Here is a 5,627-nt window from a genome sequence, read left to right on the forward strand (position 1 = left end):
CGAAACCGCCATCACAAGACATCCACAAAAAGAGCGAAAACAAAAAAGCACCACTTCAAGACCAATCAAATCAGCCAAAGAAGAAACCAGGTGGGCAGCCAGGACATCAAGGTAAGACTCGTAAGGGCTTTGGTAGAGTAGATCGCTATGAAATTATCAGTCCTACGGATTGTGTTTACTGTGGTCAAAAAGCATTTGCGTCTGTGGCGGTAAAAGTAGAAAAACAGACTGTAGCGCAATTAGTGGAACGTCCCATTGAAATAGTTGAGTACCAACGCCATACCTGTATATGTGAAAGTTGTGGCAATCTACAAACTGCCTCTTGGCCAGAAGATATCATTCCAGGACAAGATTTAGGGGTGAAATTACAGGCGTTTTTAGGATGGGCAAATAACTATGCACATATGCCCTACGAAAAACAGCAGGAAATGTTGTGGGAACTGGGGCAAATCGATATTGGGCTGGGGACGTTAGTTGCAACTAATGAACGAGTTCAAAAAGCAATTGAACCGAGCGTTACTGAGTTAAGTAGTTGGATAAAACAGACACAACCTAACATTCATGTAGATGAAACACCTTGGTCAGTTAAGGGAGTTAAGGAATGGTTGTGGGTAGTTGCCAATTCTGATTTCTGTCTGTTTACTGCGGCTGATACTCGGTCACGATCCGAGTTAGAAACAATTTTAGGGGCTAAATATACAGGGGTACTCAGCAGCGACGATTTTAGTGTCTACAATGGCTATCCAGTTTTTGCCCAACAGAAATGTTTGGCCCATCTGCGCCGTCACTTCAAAAAATTAATTCAACTTCCCGGTCTTCACAACCAGGCTATTGGGGAAGCTTTTGTTGATTTAATTGATGAAGCCTTTAAAAATTAAGCTCACTGGTTTGAAACTCTTGACTCCACCAGTTACAACGACTGGGTAAATCAATTCAAATCTAAGTTACAACAAACGCTCAATCAGTGGATTGACTTAGCAGGAGCAAAAGCCGGCCAGCTTTTACGTTCTTTACGGGATAAAGCTTCTCAATGGTGGTATTTTCTTGAAAATCCTGAAGTTCCCCCTGATAATAATCAGGCTGAACGAGAGTCCTTCGGACACGCTTCGCGAACGCTGCGTTTAGCTGTGACAAAACGTAAGGTCAGTGGTGGTTCACGCTCGATGGAGCGGTTTCAACATACTGCCAAGAAAGTTGACGGTAGTGCAGACTTGTCGCCGTCAAGGTCGGTCTGTGATTGATTTTTTGGCACAAGCACTAATGGCTGACTCTAATAATAGTCTGTCTCGTCCTTCTTTGCTTCCACAATATTAGACCTGAATCCTTACGAGAAAACTCCATTTCATATCCAGCAACAGCTTGCTTTAACGTATCGATAGCATGTTCGTATTGCTGTTGCTGAGAATATAGTTGGGATAGCTGTTCGCAAGCCCTAGCCTTGCGCTTGAGAATTTTCCAATCATGTGGGGCAAACATCAAAGCGGCGTTGTAGATTTCGATGGCTTGAAGGTAAGTTGGGATTGTCTGTTGCTGTTGCATCACTAAGATAGGTTGAGAATTTCTACTCGCTCAAACACAACGATTTAGGAGCAAGTTCATCTCATGGTTATGATTTTGGATTCCCAATAGAGAGTTTTGAATTCCTCTTTATAGTACAATTGTTCGGTCAACGGGGAAAATCCCCCTTTCAAGCAAATTACATTCAATGCTTCTGGTATGCAATTGTCCAGAAGCATTTTGCTTATAGTTAGAGATCGCCTCACGAAGACTTTTGAAAATCAACATCACTTCGATAAACCTTAGCCCTGGGCTTACCTTTCTTAGCTGGTGCAGTCACTTGAGACTTCTTAGGCGTCCCTGGAGGACGACAGGTTTCGCAGTAGAGGGGGCGTGGGCCATACGTCTCACGGGAAGTTGATTGATCGCACTGCTTACAGACGAAGTTAAAAACGCGTGTGTGTATCTGACGTTTGTGCGCTCTGACGGTGTACTCTTTGACTTGAATTTCTTTGCTAGACATTATTTAACTTGCTGCGGTTTAAATAATTGAACGTAGTTAACCGCTTGACTTGAATCTTAGCCTTTCCAACTCTACTTTTAAGCCTGTTTGCCAAGTTATCACTACAGGTTTGTCGAGTAATTTCTCCCTTGGGCTACGCCAATTTGGAGAGTGAGTATCAGGCTTGTGCAAATTCAATCCTCCACACCTAAAATTTGTCCCCAAATCTTTTACTACTTCTTAAATCTCTCAAAAGCGTGCAGTTAAAACGCTTTGCTAGTGGTCAATGAAAAACTGTTCATATTCAGGAGAAAAACAATGGATATTCAAATCGTACTCAACTGGACAATTCAAATTTTGGTTATGGGCTTCGTCTGTCTTATGGTCATGGATTTCGTAAACGGCTTGTTTTCGCTACGATATTATGCAATCGCAAAAGCCGCTACAAATCCAGGTGCGTTCGCCACAAAACCAGAGCCAGTCGCCGCACCAATACCACAACCAGAAATAACACCAGACCCAAAAGAACAACCACAGTTCGCGCAACTGCCTGACCCTTGGGAACTCACCACAGGCATTCAACCAACTCCAATCCAAACCCAATATGTTGTACTTAGGTTCCTTAGACTTCCTCTGCTACCGCCAGCAGCCCAAGTACAACCGAAAGCTAAGGCAATCAGGAAATCCACTGCTAAACCAAAATCCACCACAACCACCAAATCCAGCAAATCTACTAACAAAGCCGTCACTCAAAAGAGTTCCAAGTCTCGCAAATCTGCCGCGGCTTAATCCTACAGCTTGGTTTTGAAATTAAGCGATGGCGCTGTGCCAAGACCAAGGACGAACGCACGAATAGGGCTGCGATGCGATCGCTTCTGTACCCAAGCAAATTTAAGCCGCCTATTAAAGGAGCGATCGCAGCCTAATGGCGTGGTCGCTCTAATTTTCGTTTCAACAGTAATATCAATGCAGGCAGCGCACTGTGAGTAATTGCTCTCCAGTACGCTCTGAAGAGGAGGAGAAGAGCGTGCGTCAGCATTTGCAAAGGGCGATTGTATTGTCTGGAAAACATTACAAGCAGTCGTGAATAGGTTTATTGGTAGACTCGATTGTGGTAATCTCAACCAATACCGGATCAATTGCGCTGCCACCATTAAAGATTTATAGGCAAAACATAGCATAGGGCAACAATGCAGAAACTCCTTTTTAGTGATAGAGATAGTTTTAAAGCACAAGCCCTATTTCTTGGTAAAAAGATTAACCTCCAAAAATTGGAGAATTACGATTGCTTGGCGACTATGCCAGTAATGGTGAAAGTAGCTCAACAAGGTTGCGCGGTGCTGCTAGGCTATGGTGCAGTTGTTTTGTTTAACCTCGATCCTATAGAAAAGGTAGCCTTCTTGAAGGGGCTATCTTCTCTAGTTCATGACTCATTTAGCCAGCCTGAGATAGAAGAAGTGGAAGTTCATTTCAACGTTGTCGAGAATGAGCGAGTCAAGGAAGGAAAAATTTTTCTTTTGTGAATTGAGTGTAGAACGCTTGCAGATTGTAGCTGATATTTTGGCCAAAAGTGTTGTGCTGTCGCATTATGAAATTAGTATCGCGGCAGTATTGGATCAAATTGAACCGTTTGCGGCTAGCCTCCAGAGTGAAAACAGAAGTCGGCGGCAGAGTCGGGAATTACTGCGTCAACTAGGCACAACGTTGTTAGTTCAACATAAAATAGTAGGTCGCGTCGAGATTATCGATAAGCCAGAGTTGCTTTGGGAATCCCCACAGTTAGAAAATTTATATCTGCGCTTGGAGGATGAATACGAAATCCGTGAGCGTCACAATGCCTTGGAACGCTTTCCTAGAGCTAATTACCCAAACTGCACAAACTGTACTGGAGTTCATGCAGCATAGTAGTAGCCAGCGAGTAGAGTGGTATGTTGTGATTTTGATTGTGGTGGAAATTCTGCTGTCACTGTACGACATAATATTCAAACGTTGAAAACTTACTTAATACAGCTTTACGTTTTCCAAGGGTGTCATTCGGTTCAGGATTATGTACTCTGGATAAACATGCACTGCGCTTCTCACATTAAGAAACTATGCCAAAAAATTGGGCTTTGAAAGTAGACCAGTTTTTCAATGCAAATCCCAACTGCATTATCGCTACTGTTCATGTTGATAGCTTTCCTTCTGACCTGCCCTTAGAACCAAATATCAGAGAACCCAACCGTAAAAGCTCAACATACAGACAAATCTTCGACTCATTGACAACTGAACCCGAAAAATTCTTCTCAAGACATAGTGGAATTGTACTGTGTGCCAACAAGGTCAAGCCCAACAGTAAAAAGACGCAGCTAGAACTAGAAATACTGGAAGCTAGTGAGGGCGGTAGCGACGGCATTATCAATGGGGGACATACGGTTTTAGCCTTTCAACAGGCGAGGGAATATAAGTACGACCTTACCCAAGCCAGAGTCAAAGTCACAATTCACATCGGGCTAAGTGAGGATGAGGCAAAAGACATCGCCCTAGCATCAAACACTTCAGCCCCAGTCGATGCGCGTTCTAAAGTTAACGCCAGGGGTGACTACAAATTCATCAAACAGTTTTTAGCGCAACTGGAGCGCGACGAAGAAACAAAATTCCGCATCGCCTATTACCAGAACCAAAGCGGTGCGCCCAAAAGTCCCCAGTGCAATGTCAATCACCTAATCAAATTGATGAACTGTCTGGACAGGAACAAATACAACCCAGACTCAAAAAGTAGAACCAAACACCCGCCTGTGAGCAATACACCTAGCTTGAGTGAGGCCGAAAGAGAACGGCTGTCAAAGTTGTTGCCGCTACTGCCCAAGGGACTATGGATTGAGCAACGACTGTTTCAGGTAATCGAGGAACATATCACCAAACCCAGGAAGAAGGGAGTAGTTGACCTCGCCTCAATCGACCCGCGCAAGAACACATTGTTGCCGGATAGCCGATACTCGTTTGGCTTCGCTGCGCCAGCTGATATCGCCATGCCGATTGTTGCTGCTTATCGGGTGTTTTTGGATGAACAGTACAACTGGATAATACCTTTTGATGAATTCGCCGAGGATTTTTTACAGCATTTGTGGAATAACTATTACAAGAAATACTTGGTGTCGGAGAAACTCGCTGGTAATACAGTTGGGAGTAAAATCTGCCGCAATCTGGTGATTTGGGATAATATTTACCTTTCAGCGCAAAGCTACCTGAATCAGCAGTTGATGAAAATGGTTGGGTCAAAAAATAATAAGCGCGAAGAATTAAAGCTGGTGAATTAACGTATGATTATTTCTCCATTCCCAAAATGAACATAACCCTCTTCTGTCACTCTCCGGAAGAGCGATCGCTATAAGCCTCATGAGGCAATCAATACAAGCTATACTATTAGAAAAAAATAGGTCTTGTATTTGTTATTAGAAAATAATCGCTCTATCGCTTGCTATACAAAAGCTCTAGAATTCGGAAATGGCAAATATTTTCGGAGAGTGACAGAAGAGGGATAAGTAAGTCGTGGTGAAATTTTACAAGTATGTAACAAAGAATTAAGCAGAAGAATGAGAGTTAAATCTTACACGTTGTGTACTGTAGTTTCCCTTCTCTGCTCTAG

The 5,627-nt window shown here is 43.2% G+C and carries 6 protein-coding genes and 1 pseudogene; 5 read left to right on the forward strand and 2 right to left on the reverse strand.

The features are described 5' to 3' along the window. Positions 1 to 1,314, forward strand: a pseudogene (tnpC, locus tag H6H03_RS39100) (IS66 family transposase); the annotation flags it as partial. On the opposite strand, the gene H6H03_RS39105 reads toward tnpC, so the two are convergent. Together H6H03_RS39105 and H6H03_RS39110 are read right to left on the reverse strand one after the other, a co-directional pair. Continuing rightward, on the reverse strand, positions 1,258 to 1,539 hold the full coding sequence (locus tag H6H03_RS39105) for a hypothetical protein (protein WP_190971758.1): 282 nt from the start codon (positions 1,537 to 1,539) through the stop codon (positions 1,258 to 1,260). The pseudogene tnpC and the gene H6H03_RS39105 sit on opposite strands and share 57 nt — an antisense overlap. A gap of 220 nt (positions 1,540 to 1,759) precedes the next feature. Beyond that, positions 1,760 to 2,020: a hypothetical protein gene (locus tag H6H03_RS39110; RefSeq protein WP_190960345.1), complete on the reverse strand. Its 261-nt coding sequence runs from the start codon at positions 2,018 to 2,020 to the stop codon at positions 1,760 to 1,762. A 297-nt stretch (positions 2,021 to 2,317) separates the two neighbouring features. On the opposite strand from H6H03_RS39110, the gene H6H03_RS39115 reads away from it, so the two are divergent. The 4 genes from H6H03_RS39115 to H6H03_RS39125 all read left to right on the forward strand — a co-directional run bounded on the left by H6H03_RS39115 (position 2,318) and on the right by H6H03_RS39125 (position 5,298). Next, a complete protein-coding gene (locus tag H6H03_RS39115; RefSeq protein WP_190960346.1) occupies positions 2,318 to 2,788 on the forward strand; it encodes a hypothetical protein in 471 nt (156 codons plus the stop codon). A 401-nt stretch (positions 2,789 to 3,189) separates the two neighbouring features. Continuing rightward, positions 3,190 to 3,522, forward strand: coding sequence for a hypothetical protein (locus H6H03_RS41045; protein ID WP_242058231.1), 333 nt, complete (start codon positions 3,190 to 3,192; stop codon positions 3,520 to 3,522). Next, positions 3,485 to 3,904, forward strand: coding sequence for an RMD1 family protein (locus tag H6H03_RS41050; RefSeq protein WP_242058232.1), 420 nt, complete (start codon positions 3,485 to 3,487; stop codon positions 3,902 to 3,904). Before H6H03_RS41045 ends, H6H03_RS41050 begins: the two co-directional genes overlap by 38 nt. 188 nt (positions 3,905 to 4,092) lie before the next feature. Then, entirely contained in the window at positions 4,093 to 5,298 is a 1,206-nt protein-coding gene (locus tag H6H03_RS39125) for an AIPR family protein (RefSeq protein WP_190960347.1), read from the forward strand. The last annotated feature ends 329 nt before the right edge of the window (positions 5,299 to 5,627 follow it).

Origin of the sequence: Nostoc paludosum FACHB-159 (assembly GCF_014698835.1) — a bacterium.
Classification (GTDB): Bacteria; Cyanobacteriota; Cyanobacteriia; order Cyanobacteriales; family Nostocaceae; genus Nostoc; species Nostoc paludosum.

What these genes read in the sequence shown, in the direction of transcription:
- H6H03_RS39105 (WP_190971758.1), bottom strand. Translation starts at nt 1,539, where the DNA reads ATGCAACAGCAACAGACAATCCCAACTTACCTTCAAGCCATCGAAATC.
- H6H03_RS39110 (WP_190960345.1), bottom strand. Translation starts at nt 2,020, where the DNA reads ATGTCTAGCAAAGAAATTCAAGTCAAAGAGTACACCGTCAGAGCGCAC.
- H6H03_RS39115 (WP_190960346.1), top strand. Translation starts at nt 2,318, where the DNA reads ATGGATATTCAAATCGTACTCAACTGGACAATTCAAATTTTGGTTATG.
- H6H03_RS41045 (WP_242058231.1), top strand. Translation starts at nt 3,190, where the DNA reads ATGCAGAAACTCCTTTTTAGTGATAGAGATAGTTTTAAAGCACAAGCC.
- H6H03_RS41050 (WP_242058232.1), top strand. Translation starts at nt 3,485, where the DNA reads ATGAGCGAGTCAAGGAAGGAAAAATTTTTCTTTTGTGAATTGAGTGTA.
- H6H03_RS39125 (WP_190960347.1), top strand. Translation starts at nt 4,093, where the DNA reads ATGCCAAAAAATTGGGCTTTGAAAGTAGACCAGTTTTTCAATGCAAAT.